General features: G+C 46.5%; 17 protein-coding genes, 1 pseudogene and 2 CRISPR repeat arrays. Of the genes and pseudogenes, 2 read left to right on the forward strand and 16 right to left on the reverse strand.

The window, feature by feature from the left end; translation table 11 throughout:
• Positions 1-294 (forward strand): annotated as a pseudogene (locus BMY62_RS14765) (hypothetical protein); the annotation flags it as partial.
• Between the two features lie 15 nt (positions 295-309).
• Here BMY62_RS14765 and BMY62_RS14770 read toward each other — a convergent pair.
• The 3 genes from BMY62_RS14770 to BMY62_RS14780 all read right to left on the reverse strand — a co-directional run bounded on the left by BMY62_RS14770 (position 310) and on the right by BMY62_RS14780 (position 3,591).
• Positions 310-1,113 carry a hypothetical protein gene (locus BMY62_RS14770; protein WP_143058837.1) on the reverse strand — a complete coding sequence of 268 codons (804 nt, stop codon included), beginning with the start codon at positions 1,111-1,113 and terminating at the stop codon, positions 310-312.
• A gap of 26 nt (positions 1,114-1,139) precedes the next feature.
• Positions 1,140-1,883 (reverse strand): M15 family metallopeptidase, encoded by a 744-nt coding sequence (locus tag BMY62_RS14775; protein WP_090661720.1) that lies wholly within the window; start codon positions 1,881-1,883, stop codon positions 1,140-1,142.
• A gap of 481 nt (positions 1,884-2,364) precedes the next feature.
• The gene (locus BMY62_RS14780; RefSeq protein ID WP_090661723.1) at positions 2,365-3,591 is read right to left on the reverse strand and encodes an RtcB family protein; all 1,227 of its coding nucleotides are present in this window, start codon (positions 3,589-3,591) and stop codon (positions 2,365-2,367) included.
• 350 nt (positions 3,592-3,941) lie between these two features.
• Here BMY62_RS14780 and BMY62_RS14785 point away from each other — a divergent pair, with 350 nt between their 5' ends.
• On the forward strand, positions 3,942-4,379 hold the full coding sequence (locus tag BMY62_RS14785) for a GNAT family N-acetyltransferase (protein ID WP_218142995.1): 438 nt from the start codon (positions 3,942-3,944) through the stop codon (positions 4,377-4,379).
• Between the two features lie 384 nt (positions 4,380-4,763).
• On the opposite strand, the gene BMY62_RS14790 is transcribed toward BMY62_RS14785, so the two are convergent.
• The 13 genes from BMY62_RS14790 to BMY62_RS14850 form a co-directional block, all read right to left on the reverse strand.
• Positions 4,764-5,138: a helix-turn-helix domain-containing protein gene (locus BMY62_RS14790; protein ID WP_090661728.1), complete on the reverse strand. Its 375-nt coding sequence runs from the start codon at positions 5,136-5,138 to the stop codon at positions 4,764-4,766.
• A gap of 12 nt (positions 5,139-5,150) precedes the next feature.
• Entirely contained in the window at positions 5,151-5,453 is a 303-nt protein-coding gene (locus BMY62_RS14795; RefSeq protein WP_090661731.1) for a type II toxin-antitoxin system HigB family toxin, read from the reverse strand.
• 156 nt (positions 5,454-5,609) lie between these two features.
• A complete protein-coding gene (locus BMY62_RS14800) occupies positions 5,610-6,659 on the reverse strand; it encodes a Fic family protein (protein ID WP_090661734.1) in 1,050 nt (349 codons plus the stop codon).
• 516 nt (positions 6,660-7,175) lie between these two features.
• Entirely contained in the window at positions 7,176-7,496 is a 321-nt protein-coding gene (locus BMY62_RS14805) for a helix-turn-helix domain-containing protein (RefSeq protein ID WP_090661736.1), read from the reverse strand.
• On the reverse strand, positions 7,477-7,809 hold the full coding sequence (locus BMY62_RS14810) for a type II toxin-antitoxin system RelE/ParE family toxin (RefSeq protein ID WP_256207659.1): 333 nt from the start codon (positions 7,807-7,809) through the stop codon (positions 7,477-7,479). Before BMY62_RS14810 ends, BMY62_RS14805 begins: the two co-directional genes overlap by 20 nt.
• A 535-nt stretch (positions 7,810-8,344) precedes the next feature.
• A CRISPR array of direct repeats spans positions 8,345-8,719; the repeat unit is 36 nt; unit sequence GTCTTAACGGGCCTGACTTCGGCCCAACTTCCCAAC.
• Positions 8,720-9,004: 285 nt separating this feature from the next.
• Positions 9,005-9,292, reverse strand: coding sequence for a CRISPR-associated endonuclease Cas2 (gene cas2 / locus BMY62_RS14815; RefSeq protein WP_090661739.1), 288 nt, complete (start codon positions 9,290-9,292; stop codon positions 9,005-9,007).
• The gene (gene cas1 / locus BMY62_RS14820; protein ID WP_090661742.1) at positions 9,289-11,394 is read right to left on the reverse strand and encodes a CRISPR-associated endonuclease Cas1; all 2,106 of its coding nucleotides are present in this window, start codon (positions 11,392-11,394) and stop codon (positions 9,289-9,291) included. The genes cas2 (BMY62_RS14815) and cas1 overlap by 4 nt, the downstream gene beginning before the upstream one ends.
• Before the next feature lies 1 nt (position 11,395).
• Positions 11,396-11,674: a CRISPR-associated endonuclease Cas2 gene (gene cas2, locus BMY62_RS14825; protein WP_090661745.1), complete on the reverse strand. Its 279-nt coding sequence runs from the start codon at positions 11,672-11,674 to the stop codon at positions 11,396-11,398.
• 96 nt (positions 11,675-11,770) lie between these two features.
• Positions 11,771-12,064 carry a type II toxin-antitoxin system RelE/ParE family toxin gene (locus tag BMY62_RS14830; protein WP_090661748.1) on the reverse strand — a complete coding sequence of 98 codons (294 nt, stop codon included), beginning with the start codon at positions 12,062-12,064 and terminating at the stop codon, positions 11,771-11,773.
• Positions 12,061-12,279, reverse strand: coding sequence for an addiction module protein (locus BMY62_RS14835; protein WP_090661751.1), 219 nt, complete (start codon positions 12,277-12,279; stop codon positions 12,061-12,063). Before BMY62_RS14835 ends, BMY62_RS14830 begins: the two co-directional genes overlap by 4 nt.
• A 192-nt stretch (positions 12,280-12,471) precedes the next feature.
• Positions 12,472-12,778: a CRISPR direct-repeat array (repeat unit 36 nt; unit sequence GTCTTAACGGGCCTGACTTCGGCCCAACTTCCCAAC).
• Between the two features lie 261 nt (positions 12,779-13,039).
• Positions 13,040-13,915: a CRISPR system precrRNA processing endoribonuclease RAMP protein Cas6 gene (gene cas6 / locus BMY62_RS14840; RefSeq protein ID WP_090661754.1), complete on the reverse strand. Its 876-nt coding sequence runs from the start codon at positions 13,913-13,915 to the stop codon at positions 13,040-13,042.
• Between the two features lie 34 nt (positions 13,916-13,949).
• The gene (locus BMY62_RS14845) at positions 13,950-14,267 is read right to left on the reverse strand and encodes a YddF family protein (protein WP_090661757.1); all 318 of its coding nucleotides are present in this window, start codon (positions 14,265-14,267) and stop codon (positions 13,950-13,952) included.
• 4 nt (positions 14,268-14,271) lie between these two features.
• Positions 14,272-15,171: a hypothetical protein gene (locus BMY62_RS14850; RefSeq protein WP_090661760.1), complete on the reverse strand. Its 900-nt coding sequence runs from the start codon at positions 15,169-15,171 to the stop codon at positions 14,272-14,274.
• Positions 15,172-15,503 lie beyond the last annotated feature (332 nt).

Raw genomic sequence — 15,503 nt, forward strand, 5'->3', positions numbered from 1 at the left:
CATGAAGCGAAAAGCGAATGCGGCATGGCCGATTATCAAGTACGCCGGTGGGATGCATGGCATCATCACATGGCGCTGGTCATGCTGGCAACGCTATTCTTGGTCAAGCAAAAGATGCTTGGGCGCAAGCAATGGCCGATGTTATCCTTCAATGACCTGGTGACCGCATTAGCGCACATGCTGCCGCAAAGACAACTTACCACCGAGGATCTGGCTGATATCATTCATAAGCGGCACCGGCGACGGCTCAGCGCTAAAAAGTCTTCTGCCAGGCAAAAAGTGGCTTTTGAGTAATCTGACAAAGTAGAATTAGTTGATGGATTTGCTCTTCGGTAATACATGAAGTGTGGGCATATGGTGCAATTTCCCATCGGCGTCCACAGTTTCTTTTTGACAAATCAATTGATTGTCAGTGAATTTTGGTTCGCGGCAACGATTTTGTCTAAAAATCATCGCGCCATCATTTAGCGAGAAAACACTGGTGCTGTGCAAAAGATTATCGGCAGCGATCTCTGTGACACAGGAAACAGCCAAAAACTGGTCGTTATTCAATAATTCAGGGTCTATGCAATCGCTAAATAATTCCTTGTGTTGATTACTTTTTAACCATAGAAGATCAATCCTGATTTTGAGTCCTTCACGAATGTCCTCGGGATCAGGTTGGTAGTGTGGTTTTATAATCGCAGCCATTTCAGGATTTAAAAATTTTAGTTGTGTTATTACTTCATCAGAATCCCAGTTTATGGGTTGAATGATGTTTTGAATAAACGAATTGTCAACAGGTGGAATACGCAATGCCAAACGGCTTTCTTGTATTATGATGCAATGCCGAAGGTATGCATCTTCATGTTTCCGCTTACGCCATTTTTCTATCGTTTTTTGAGCTAAGTGGCGTTGTGTATCAATTGATGCAATAACATAAAGATTCTTTCGTAGATTCTGACAGTCATTTGTATCAATAATCTCAAGTGAATTTTCTGTGTTGTGAAGTGCGTGTGCAGTGGATATCGCTTTATTAATATTGTTTTCAGTTGCTATGATTGACAACCAAACAGTTTGCGCGACAACAACCGGTATCGGATTCAGTGCGATTAAAAACAATGCTGCAGTCAATCGGACAGTAGCTCTGAGTTGTAGATTCATAAACCACTTTCCTGTTTTGTCTTGGCCAGCTCACTGTTCTGGCGTCCTTGTATGTGCGCAACATCTTTAAAGCTAGTCCAGTCACCACCCCACACCAGTCCTTGTTTTTTTGCTTCTTCGCCAAGCGCAGACCAAAAACCGTTGTCTTCAGCTTTTTTTTCCCAGCCCCAGCGTTTATCGATAATGTCGGCGGCATATGCATTGGGTGTGCCATCAGTATTCTGAGCATTGTGAAAACTGAAACGAACTTTGCTGCGTCCTTTGTTAAATAATTCTTGTTGAACAGAAACTGAGCGCCAGCCAAAGAATATTTTGGGTTGAAATCCACGTTGCGTTAAAGCATCGAGAACGTTTTGCACCTTAACTCTGAATACAGGATTAAGACTTTGGAGTTTTTTTGTTTGTGACCATCGTGAGCTATCTCCTGTCCACTGGCCATTAATAACCTGATTTGAGTTTTTGTTCCATTTGACCGAAGAAACTGGGTCGTTCAACGCAAGCAGCGTTTTGCCATTGGGGTCAACGCGTCCATCAGGTTGGCGAAAACCAAGAACTTTTTTCTGGAAGTCAATTATTGTATCAATAGTATTCGAGTCACAAGTGCCATTGATCATGAGTCTGCTATATGATACAGGCATTTGTGCATTAAGCTGCTTTTTGATAATTTCAACATCAAATGGTTGATTGATTCCATTTTTACCTACAGATTTTTCGATGAATATAGATTGATTGATTGACATTACGGTATCCTTTTGAATATATTGGCTTATAGACACTATTCAGTATTCTGGTAGCCGTGTAAGTCCGCGTAAAAATTATTCTGCTCTTATAATTACAAATCAATATAAAATTTTATGTGATAAAAATCACAGATAATTTTGTTTACGGATAGGGTGATGAAGTGGAATCGGTAAGTTGGACGCTAAAGAGGTTAAATTTACGAACTATTTTAGATCTTCACCGACTGAATCGCTAGCTTTTTCACTTTAAACACCTTTACAAGGTGGTTTCACGGACGGATTCAAACCGTCGACAAGTTGATTATTATTTAACTGCTCTACCTGACGGAGCTATAGTCGCGTTATCTGGTGGTTTTTAACACCGATCACACATCTAACGTAAACTGTGTCAGGCTGGCTTTTTGAACCAGTGCCGCTAATGGTAAAAACCGGCCAAATACTTTTTGCCGTTTGAGTTACTATCCGGCACGTTAATGTCTGTTTATCCTTTTACACAAACAACCTGTTTTAAGGTATGCACAATTTCTACCAGATCAGATTGTGCCGCCATTACTTTGTCGATGTCTTTGTATGCAGCCGGTGTTTCATCAATTACACTTTTGTCCTTGCGGCATTCAACACCCTCAGTAGCGGTCAGATGCTCCTCCATAGATACGCGGCGCTTGGCTTCTTCGCGCGACATCACCCGGCCGGCGCCGTGACTGCAGCTGCAAAAACTCTCGGCATTACCGAGACCACGCACGATAAATGATCTTGCGCCCATGCTGCCGGGAATGATTCCCATCTCGCCCAGTCTGGCAGAAACCGCGCCCTTGCGCGTTACCCATACATCGCTTCCGAAATGTTGTTCGCGGTTAATATAGTTATGGTGACAATTAACCGCTTCCTGTTCTGCAGAGAAGGGTTTATCTATGATTTTTTGTAAAGCAGTCAGTGTACGGTTCATCATCACATGGCGGTTTACGCGGGCGAAACGCTGCGCCCAGGAAACAGCAGCGATATAGTCGTCAAAATGCTCGCTCCCTTCAGGAATATAGGCCAGGTCTTTGTCCGGTAAATGAACAAACCACCGTTCCATGTCTTTTTTGGCTTTGGCAATAAACTCGGAACCGATACGATTGCCGACACCGCGCGATCCGCTATGCAGCATCACCCAGACACTGTCTGATTCATCCAGACATAATTCGATAAAATGATTTCCGGTCCCGAGCGTCCCCAGGTGCTGTATGTTATTGGTGTCCATCAGCATGGGGTGCTTCTCGCACAAACGGTCAAAATCGTTGCTCAACGGCAACCAGGCCTGCACAACATCGTCAGGCAGGTTGCCCCAGCTGCCTTTGTCCCGTCCACGCTTTATATTTGCTGATCGTCCGTGTGGTACATTTTTTTCTATTTCATGGCGCAGATGTGTCAATGAATCCGGCAAGTCGTTTGCATCAAGACTTGTTTTGACAGCCATCATTCCGCAGCCCAGGTCCACTCCGACAGCCGCAGGAATAACTGCGCCTATTGTCGGGATGACGCTGCCTATGGTCGCGCCTTTACCCAAATGTACGTCAGGCATAATCGCGATATGTTTATGGATGAAAGGCATGCTTGCGAGATTTCGCACCTGCTCGCGGGCGCTGTCATCAAATGTTACGCCACGTGTCCATGATTTGACCACTGCGCGATTTTGTTCGGTTATGACTTCGTATGCTGTATTCATCCTGTTTCCTTCTAAACTTTGATTCGAATAGCAGATTCCATTTCCTGTGGCTGACTGAATGCCGGACTATCTGTTCCAGTTAATCAGGAACACCCTGTTGCTGTTTTTATGCGCAATTACTGTGCCAGAATGAAGACAACAATTTGTTTTGCCGAATAAAATATAGATATTCCAAAAATTAAAATGATTGCTACCGTAATAATTTTATAAAATTAACCATTATTTTAGTTTAGATTGGCGATGGTTATTTTGAATAATGTAGTAATCGGTAATTTAGGATCGCAAGCTTTCGCCGGGCGTGCAAGTCAATTTATATGCTGTTGATGATGATCATGTATGCTTGGCGAATCATGTATATTACTTTGCCACAATCTGAACAAGACTGGAGTGCATATTACGACTTGCGATGGCGCGTGTTGCGGGCACCTTGGCGGCAGCCAAAAGGTAGCGAACGTGATGCGCTAGAGCAAATTGCATATCATGTGATGGTCAAAACTACAACCGATAGAACCATTGGAGTAGGGCGTATTCATCCTGCTTCGGTGGAAAAATGGCAGATACGTTATATGGCAGTTGAAAAAAACTTTCGCGACCAAGGTATTGGTAAAATGCTTCTTTTGGAATTGGAACGCCATGCCAGAACACAAGGAGCCACGCGAATAGTGTTGAATGCCAGGAATTCAGCCACGGCATTTTACTTAAAGCATGATTATAAAATTTGCGGTGAGGCACCAACGTTGTTTGGTGTAATTCAACACCTGTGCATGCAAAAAATTTTGCCGACTTAATCTGTACTGATTTAGACTTAATCGTCAGATTGCATGGATTGAGAGGGTGCAATTACAATTATAGTGTCTTGCATTTTGTTTATTAATTATTTTATTTGCTTCATGTATTAATTCTGTTGAATGTTTATTATCTGGAACCTGCAGATCAAACTTAGCGATTGAATCTGAGATACTTCCATAATGTATAGGAGGTAAAGAAAATACATTAATATTAATGCACAAATCTGACACCTATATATGACACCTATATATTTAGAAGAATTCCTATTATGTATCTGTGAAACTGCATATTTTGTTTTTCCTACAAGAAAAATTAAATTGCATTGAGGCATAACGGATGCACGTCTTGCAATCTTGGATAATGTAAAACTAAATATAAGTTGTTTATGCCGAGTACGTCTTAACAGATTCCTTTATCAAAGACTCAGCTGGAATATCCAATTCCTGGTGCAGTTTCCTGATCATTTTGAGTGTCAATGTTCGTTTACGGTTTAATACTTCATAAACGCGGTTACTTTTTCCGATCATCGGTTCCAAGTCTTTGACGGTTAAACCTTTCTGTTCCATTTCAAATTTAATGGCTTCGACGGGGTCGGGTAGATCAAGCGGAAAATGTTTGTGCTCATAGGCTTCGATCAGCGTTACCAGAATATCCAGTTTTTCACCTTCGGGCGTATTCGGTTCGGCTGACATCAGTGATTCCACTTCTTGAAGTGCCGCGCGGTAGTCGGCGTCAGTTTTGATCGGTTTTATTTCCATGATTAGTACTTTTTAAATAGTTTGTGCGTCAATCTGGTCATACTGGGCATGTGTGCCTATAAAACGGATATACACAACACCATAAGCATAGTTGATCCATACGATAATCCGGTATTTATTGCCTGCAATATTGAAAACAACTCTGCCATCTTTGAGAATACTGGCACTTCTGAAATCTGCTTTAACTTCTGCGGGTGATTTCCAGTCAGCCTTCAATACATGCCTGTACCACGCTAGCGTGGGCTGAATTGCATCGGTGTAAGTTGGATCATTTTCCCAGAATGCTTTCAATGTCGATAGCGCAATGACTCTCATTAATGGAATGATAGTCCCGTTATGGGACTATGGCAACTATTTGCAACTATTTTGATTGAGGAATCCACTTAAATGTTTTACCCGACAGCATCAGTCTGCTGTTCAAGGCCAGTTCAGCTCCCAAATGCGGGTTGAACCCGCGCCTCCCGCTGATCCTTAGCGCAGGTCATACCAAACCCCTCGGCCACTGCCATGCTGGTTCAGCGTGCCCCGTTCGACCAGTGCACGGAAATGTTGCTTGAGCGTGTTACGGCTAGCCCTAGTCAGCTTGATGGCCTCACCGATGGTGACGCGTCCGTGCTCGCGGGCGAACTCGACGATCTGTAGCTGCAGTTCAGGCATGGCCGCCAGTACGATCTTCTCGCGCTCGACCTTCTTCTCCAGGCGCCGCACCTGCTTAGCCAGTGAGCGCAGGAAGAACACCAGCCACGGCTGCCAGTCCGGCGATTCCGTGCGGATCGTGCCCTGCGTCTGCCGTAGTGTTTGGTAATAAGCTTCCTTGCTCTGTTCGATCACGCTCTCCAGCGAGCTGTATGGCACATAGACGTACCCAGCCTGAAGGAGCAGGAGCGTAGTCAGCACCCGGGAGAGCCGCCCGTTGCCATCTTGGAAGGGATGGATCTCCAGGAACACGACGACGCACAGAGCGATGATCAACAGCGGATGCAGTCGGGCTGTGTCGCGTTCCTGGTTCACCCAGGCCACCAGCTCCGTCATCAGGCGGGGCGTGTCGAAGGGTGACGCTGTCTGAAATTCGATGCCAATCTGTGCGCCGGTTTCGTCAAAGGCGGCGACGCTGTTCGAGTTGATCTTGTAGTTGCCACGATGCCAGGTATCCTTCTCGCTGTAGCGCAGCAGGATCTGGTGCAACTGCTTGATATGATTCTCGGTAAACGGGATGTCCTGCCACGACGAGAACACCAGATCCATCACCTCGGCATAGCCGACCGCTTCCTGCTCGTCGCGAGTAGCGAGGGATTTGATCTCAAGATTCGACAGCAACTGCTCAACCTCCCGGTCGGACAGCTTGCTGCCTTCGATACGGGTTGAGGAGCCGATGCTCTCGATGGTGGCTACGCGGCGTAGGGCCGACAGCCGGTCTGGCGCGAGCGCACCTAAGGCGCGCCAAGCGCCTTTGAACTCGTCGATCCGGGCGATGAGACTCAGGATCTCCGGGGTGATCTGGATAGTGTCGGTTCGCAGCATGAACCAATAGTACACCCATTTACACCCATTATCGAGCTGCATCCATTAAAACGCCCATTTACACCCAATTTGGTGTGGTTAGCAGAACTACGCCACCGCTCTCCTTGGGCTGTCTCGAGTGCAGTTACACTGCGGAGAATATTCCGTCAAATCTCCGCATAAATTGCGTCGAATAGATCGGTGCAGCGATATCCCTTAACTCGTGGTAGCCTAATTTTTTGATCTGTCGCTAGCGCGATGTCGGGTGCGCGCCCCCCGCATGCCATCCTGGGCAGGAAGGACCCATCAGATTTTGGCACAAGTTTGCAGCAGCAACTATTGGTTGGGGTTCAGCAGAATGGTTTGATCTATCAGTGTTTTTCCGTTCTCATTTCTACGATGAAGCAGATTTTACTTGGGTTTTATAAAAATGCGACAGCTCTCAAAGCCCGTGAATTCGCGATTCTCCGCAGCATTCCGCACCCCTCCTCAATCATGCTAAAAATTGCTAATATTGCCTGCTACAACAGGAAGGTTTCAGAGGACGGCTTCCAGTCCTTTGCGTTCGATGAGGTTCAGTAGCTTCAAGGAAGGACCACTGGGCTTCTTGTCGCCGATCTCCCACTTCTGCACTGTGGAGAGGCTGGTGTTCAGCACGGCGGCAAACACGGCTTGGCTGAGGTGCGCCTTCTCACGCAGAGATTTGATCTTTTGCGGGGACATCTCTTCCACGCCGAGATGACACAATGCGTCGAACTCATGCATGCGGCGCTTGCTGATCAAGCCAACATCGTGTAGTCCGCGTGCCGTCTCACGCATCTCGTCCAGGATACGACTCTTACGCTTTGTCGTTGTCATTGCATACCTCCATTATCTCACCAGCAGATAGAGCGACCGCCAACTGTCGGTCGCTCAACTCCAGTAGTTCTTTTGCCACTTCTTGTAACACTTTCAATTCATCCTTGTCGATATTGGCGCGCTCGCTCTTGCCAAAACCGTACAGAAAGAACCAGCGATTGGCCATCTTGGTGGCGACAATCGTCCTCGCACCGCCGCGCTTGCCTTGCCCCGGTAGTCCGATCCGTTTCTTCACTACGTTGCCGCCGAGATCGGCATCGATGAGACCTTGAACCATTTCAGAGACTGCTTGGCAAACGGCGTCATCGGGCAAGCCAGCCTTTCACATCCAGCGCATGAACGTGCGAATCAGAAATACTCTTCTCATTGGTAAACCATATCACTTAGTGAGGTAGATTGCCAATTGAGTTCCGAACGACAGGACTTGCGTTGTGTTGTAACGGCCCGAGGATAAACAGATCAGATTCTAATTTGTAGATGGTGGGGTTGGACGGTTACAGAATAATGGCGCGAAGAGAGAAAAAATGAGCGAATTCGTGGTTTATCTTGAAACTGCGAAGTCCGCAAGAATCCGCAGAAATCCCCGCAAACACGCGACGACGGCGACTACCGAATAAGTTATATAACTATATATTTATAAAATATTATTTATATTAATATAGTTACAATTGCCCCAATAGTTGCCCCTTGTTAATCAATGTTGTTTATTATTAATCCGGTTCTACTCATGACCGATTTAATGAAAAATTCGATAGTTCGTTTATCCAGAATTAATAAACTGCAATCAGACAGGTGTTAGGGTTTCGGTTTCTCGAAATATAAAAGCGGGCGTCAAAAAGACGCCCGTTTGTTTTTGGTGCCTGACTTCGGCCCAACTTCCCAACATCAAAGTGATGAATGAATTTACATTCAATTGTCTTAACGGGCCTGACTTCGGCCCAACTTCCCAACAGGAATTTAATGTCTTAATGGATAAGTTTTTCGTCTTAACGGGCCTGACTTCGGCCCAACTTCCCAACAAAGAAAGTGCGTATTGTGGCTACCCTGGACGTCTTAACGGGCCTGACTTCGGCCCAACTTCCCAACCAAAAGCAACGCCCGGATCTCGTGTTTTCAGGTCTTAACGGGCCTGACTTCGGCCCAACTTCCCAACTATTTGCATGGTACTGCAGCAGGAAGTATTCTATGTCTTAACGGGCCTGACTTCGGCCCAACTTCCCAACCGATCCTTTCACAGCCCTTTATCCATGCGGTATACAGAGGCAAAATCGGCGGTCTCGGCATTTTCTTTGCCCACAAGCTGGAAAGCATGCTCATTTTAGCCCAGAACCCGCATGAATACTAGTGCGGCGCGTTTTTCTGTGGAAAACAGATTAAGTATGTTCGTTATCATACTGAATATGTGGCTGGTTTTGAAAAATTCCGCTCAAACATTAGGCAATCCGGTTGTCAGTTTTTTTCAGTTTTTACAGTGCGCCGCATTTTGATGATTGGCATTGGTATATTTACTATACGATCCAGTAGGGTGCATTCGACGCATCGGGTATTTTTCCCTGCCATTGTATATGATAACGACAGCGGCCACAGACAGGTGTGATGAGTATATGGTCTTCCTGCGGATTGATCAGGCGGCGTAGCCGTAGGCGCAACGCGATGAGCGCATCAGGTGACAGGCCGCATTCAAAAACGCTTTTTTGTACGCGAACACCTGCAGCTTCCAGAACTTTGGCGACCCGATTCAGGCGCTTTGGATGTGCGATGTCGTATGAAATGACGACCAGATAGAGTGTGCTCATCGCCAGCGGGTTGCCTGAAATTCATTGACATTATTTGAGCGAAATGCTCTGGCAAGTGTCAATATGTCGTGGTCAATGATGCGGCGCAAATCCATTTCGGCTTCAGTTTGCGGGTGTTGTTGAATGCCGTTGAAACGGTCTTCCAGCGCGCGTATGAATATGCGGATGGTGTCGTTGCCGAGGCTGCAAACTTCGGATTGGATACTGTGTGCTTCCGGATCAAGTTGCCGGGTGCGAAGCAGTCTGAGTACAGTGGCGTCGACCACATAGGCGCGGAATACTTCCATCAGGTCCGATGCAAGTGCCAGATGACTGCCGCCTGGTAAATGCAACATGCCCAGATGTGCGTTCAGGCTGCGTGCCTGCAATAACCCGGCGATGGCCTGATAAAGCAGGGTATATCCGAGAGAAAGCATGGCGTTGATCGGGTCGGGTGCAGGGCGTGCCAGCCGTTTGCTGAATTGCCATGGTGGTGGTATTAGTTCAGCGAAAGCGCGCCAATAGAGTGCGGCGGCTGCCCCTTCACTGCCACGCAGACTTTCCATGCTGGTGGTGGTTTTAAGCGACTGCTCGATTTGTTTCAGGCGCTGATTGGCAGACAGGTCAAGTGGCGATGATTTGAGATGTCGTTGGTTCCGTGCCAGTACAAGACGGGAATTATGCAATTTGGCAGCGACAATCCGGCGTGCAATATCCAGCTGAAACGCAGGATCGGCATGGCAGGTGAATTGCGCCTGCAACAGCGTAATCTGCTGTCCCGTTTCCGGGTCGAACCGCCCATAATAGCGCCCGAGATATGATAGATAGGACAGGCTACAGTCATGACGGGCTGCCAGCTGCAGCACCTGCGTTGTAACCTGCACGGGGCCGAAGAGCATGATATGGTCAACCTGATGTGCGGGAAGATTCAAAATGGTTTTACCATCACGTTCAACCTGATAGCGCTGGTTGTCGACATTTAATCGCGCCCGTTTATCCACAAGATACAGCGTGCGCTGTAGGGGTGCGAGCGGTGGCAGCGATTGGTCGAGTTCAGGTTCTTCAGATGTGATAGTTTGTTTAATTTCAGGTGACGGGTTGTTTGATTCCGTTTCTGCACCGGTTGATATGGTGGATGCAGCTTGCTCAGGCAATGTCGGGTTATCTGGCGTAACGTTGGCGGACTGGGTATTTGTCGACGTTTCGGATGACGGTGACGGCGGGGCAGCAGCCTTAATATTCCTCGGCATCGTATCGTGCCATGTTCTCGGGATTGCCAGGCTACGTACAAAATACCAGCCTAGAAATTCCAGACCATCGTCGAAGTTAACAATCCGGGTTTTTATGGGATTAAGACGTAAAGTCAGCCGCTCAAGTACCTCCCGGGTCAGATCCAATGCAATTTCCGCTCGTTTTCTGGATTTGGCAAGAACGATAAAATCATCGGCATAACGGATGAGTACATGATCGGCATCGAGCAGTACTTCATCAAGGGTGTCGAGATACAGATTCGCCAGCATCGGTGATATTGGACTGCCTTGTGGTATTCCCTGATGCGGTAGGGTCTGTTGGTCGCCGTCCTGTATGGGGGTGGTGAGCCATTGTTCAACCAGGTCGATCAATGCCTGTTCCGGTGCTACGGTTTGCAGGCGTGCGAGCAGTTCAGCATGCGGAATTGTGTCAAAAAATGCTTCGATATCTGCATCAACGATCCAGTGGTAACCTTGACGCTGATAAAAGCCGATGCGTTCTACAGCCATGCGCACGCTGCGGCCCCGGCGGTAGGCATACGAGCAATCTTCGAGTTCTGCTTCCACTTTCGGTGTCAGCACCAGTGTAAGACTGGTCTGGAGTATACGGTCACGTACCGTTGGGATGGCGAGTCCACGCGGCGATTTTCCCGGCCGTTCGACCCAGATGCGCAGGAGTGGCCGGGGACGATAAATGCCATGAATAACATCCTTTGCCAGCTGGCGCAACACGGCATCAATCTGTGGTGACAGGGCGTCGATTGTTTCGCCATCTACGCCGGCCATGCCTTTATTGTCGGCGACTTTCTCCCATGCCTGTTTCAGTTTGCTGAAGGTGAGTGCCTTGCGCAGCAGCGCACCAATCGCCAGCATGTCAGACGATCCAGTGATCGGCCATCGGTTTCAGACCTCTGCCAAGTCCTTCGCCGCTGGACCGTCCGATATCGAGACCGCACAGCGCGTAATACCGTGCGGAATCTTCGCTGCCGTGCAGGATTTTGATCATTGCCGACTGCAGTCGCTGCAGATTCTCGGCATCCAGCTCCATCAGATAAACACTTTTCTGCACCCGCTCGCCCCAGCGCTCACAAATCTTCGCAGCACGCCGCAGACGGCGTGGGTCGGCGATATCGGTGATAACGAGATAGTGCATGCTAGTTACATCAGTCAGAAAGGAAAAATTCAACTGTAACAGAATACTGGACTGAACGGCAGGTTTGCCCTGCAGTTAATTGACCTGATAGTAACATCATCTCGTTTGCCATTTTTCCGGATGGCGGCTCGCATGCATGACAGCAACAACAACGATTGATGTTTTTTCAATGCGATAAAAAATGCCAAACGGAAAACGGCGAATGATCGCACGGTGGGTTTTTCTGTGCATGATGGGGAACATAGATGGATTGGCTGCAATCCGGGTACACATCATCTGGATTTCGTCCAGAAACTGTCCGCCAAGACCTGGGTTTTGTTTCTCATACCATGCGGCAGCCGTTTTAATATCTTTTTCCGCTTCAGTGCGAAAATAGATATTTTGTTTCACAACTGTTTTTTGATTTCAGCAATCAATTCGGTAGCTTCTCGGCCTTTCAGCTGATCTACTTCATAAGCGTCCAGCCGTTGGTCAAGCGCCTTTTTCTGATCGACTGTCAGCGGTAAAACGGATTGATCTGCCGCGATACTGTCCCAGATATCCTCTACCAGTTTTATTCGTTCGTCGACTGGCAGTTCCTGGATGTTTGTAGGTAAGGTTTGCATAGTGACGCCCTGTTTTTCCAAGTCCGCAGCATAACAGCTTCAAGGCGCGATGGACAAGCGCTCGTTATCCTCCGTGAATCGGTCTTATTCTAATATGCAATAGGACGGATGGCGTTTCACCAATCCGCCCTGCAGCAAATAGATGGGTCCAACTTCCCAACGCAGAATGCAACTGCACAGATGGTTGTGTTGGTCTTAACGGGCCTGACTTCGGCCCAACTTCCCAACCCAAGCAGCACTGAGGTTCAAGCAATTCTAAAGTCTTAACGGGCCTGACTTCGGCCCAACTTCCCAACTTAACACAAGGAGGTTAATAATGGAAATGGAGTCTTAACGGGCCTGACTTCGGCCCAACTTCCCAACGCAAAGAAGGTTTGCTATACGATAGACAGCAAGTCTTAACGGGCCTGACTTCGGCCCAACTTCCCAACATAACCGCAAAAGCGAGCAAGCCGGTACCGACGTCTTAACGGGCCTGACTTCGGCCCAACTTCCCAACCGATCCCTCCACAGCCTTTTATCCATGCGGCATACAGAGGCAAAAACGGCGGTCTCGGCATGATCCTGTCCCAAAAGTTGGAAAGCGAGGCCATTCTAGCCTGAAACCCGCATGGATACAAGTGCGGCGCGGTTTTGCCTCGAAACAGGGTGAATTGTGGTTTCTTTCATATTGATTGTAAACATGGTTTGCAAAACAGTTGCTTAAAAAACAGGCAGGTTGACACAAAATTTTTTATTGTTTTCACAGTGCGCCGCATTTTTATTCAGCAGCATTAAATTTAATAAGTGGCGTGTTTATATAATACATTCCTTGGCCCATTGCGGTGCTTTGTCCCCCTCCAAACCACTGCCCCCAGTACAGCAAATTTGTTATGCAGGCCGGGATGTGTCCAGTGTAATGTAGCTTGCCTATTAATCCATTACAGGGAATGCCATACGGCCGGTTGGTAGAATAGTATCTCCAGTTGACAAATTCGAGTTGCTGATCGGTTATGGGTAGTTGACGAATATTTTCTTCCGCTTCAATCCAGGCTAATGATCCTATACCCAGTGTGTTGGCTAATGATGGTTCCAGTTTGCGAATACGGTTAGCTATCGAACGAACGATACGCAGTAAGCTCGGCGTATACGCATCGCCCAGTTTTAGTGGCGTCGAGAAATGCAAGGTAATAGAGTTTGCGGACGAGTGAATAGAGCTACAGTCAATTTGTTGAGAAAAGTTATTGTTATCGGGTTCAATTTGTGTTCGCCCATCGTTGCTTGGAATATAACAGCGAATTTGATCGCATTGGACTGTGTCTGTGCGGCCGTCATAGCGGATTTCACGCCATTCCTTTAACAATGCGATAATAACCTGGATATATTTTTCGGCTTGACCATACAGCATGATGCCGCACTTCATTTTACAAGGCGATCCGATTCTGGATGCTTTCCCGTCAAATGGCTGCGGCAGGATGGCGTAACGCTTCGGTTGATTTTCAGATGTGATGCCCAGTTCATGACAGATAACCGGCGCATGGGTTAGTGTCAGGCGTTCAAAAGTACCATGGAAAATTCCACCCAGAAACGGCGATGCTGATACGGCTGATTCAGGCTGATTACTGTGCAGCGTTAGATGTAATTCAAGCAATACCATGGCGGATAATTTTTAAGCCGGAACGGAAGTTAAGTTACTGTACCCTGACCAGCCAGCCCAGCTCATAAGGAATCTGCTGCATTTCATCATGCGTGAGCACTTTCCCTTCCGGCAGGCGTGATTTTAAGCGCAGTACCAATGCCGAGTCTCCCGGCTTCATGTTGATTTCAATGCGGTTGACAGGGATTTCAATGTCCAGCAATGCAGAAAGAAACGCCGCACCGGATTGATGACCGATAGCTGAAATGAAATCATTACTTAAACGGGATTTTGCTTCAGCTACAGTCAATGGGCCGCTAAACTGCCAATCGCCATAACTGGTGAGAATGGGAGAGTTGATGAGGTAGAGCATAGGGTTAGACGATCTTGGGTATAGATCCAGCTTCTATGTTAAATGTTAATATTGGGTTGTCTCCGCCGGTTTCTACATATTGGAATTTTAGATTCTTGTGACCAAATGTTGCCATTGCGGCAGCGATACTTACTGTTTTCTTTCCACCGGTTACATCGATGATAATATCGTGTTCGGTGTAATCTTTTCCTTCGGTTTCGAGCGCTTGTTGAATCATTTTTTCGTATGCTCTGCGTAATAAATCGACATCTTCGAATGGCACGCCTTTAGTTTCTTCGCCATGGATTGAGATTTCCAAATCTTCTTTATATAGCCGTAAAATTTTACTGACAGTATCAAGCAAATTAAATGAGCCTTCATCAATATCGCTCTTTTCTTTTATAAAATCTTTTGAGCCGATAAGAAATACTTTTTCAAGCGAATCGTCAATATGAGGTTCTATAGCGCGTAAAAACTGTTGTGTGTTGACATTGAATTCTTGATTGTTAAATTCTTCAATATCAGTTTTGATTTCACCGGTTAATTTAACACGTTGATTTTTGCTTAAATAAATATAGATGCCATCGCTTTCTGCGACGGGCGGTGGAAATAGTTTTGAAACGGCCATAATCAGTACGCGATGAGCAGTCGGTTTATCTGTGTGCTGTAAATTTTTGTAAAATAAATTCTGGCTTTTTTCATACAAAACTTTCGCGCTATAGATGAAGGAAAGCGTGACTAAAATCAAGGATATACAATATTCAAGCAGTCCGCATCCACTAATACCCCAGAACAGCTCCCAGAAATGAGTAAAAAGACATTCGCCTTTTATCGCGTCTCCGATCCATCCTGCTGAAATAACAGCCATTAATGTCAGCGAGCTGATTTTTAAAAATTCAATTTTTTTTGTATTTTTGTAATTCATGATATTTTTAATAAGCTTTGTTTTGAAGTATTTTGTAATTTGGCAAAATATGAGGTATCTCTAAAAATCCATATTTCATCACAATGCGTCGTTGTTCACAAAAAATATTTCCTTACATATCAATTATATGCTGTGTTAGTATTTTTGTTCCCACCTCGTCTTGTTAAAAACTCTGAATATTTTTAGTGGTGTCTATACAGATGTTAAAAAATTGACTTTTATTGTCCTTGAATTATCCTAACGATCATTTCGGTAGACGCCACCCCTGATCATGAAAGAAACTTGAGAGGAAGGTGGCAGGAAGAGGTCGCACATTTTTTTGGTGACTTGAT

It is taken from the genome of Nitrosomonas marina, from assembly GCF_900111605.1.
GTDB classification, from domain to species: Bacteria; Pseudomonadota; Gammaproteobacteria; order Burkholderiales; family Nitrosomonadaceae; genus Nitrosomonas; species Nitrosomonas marina_A.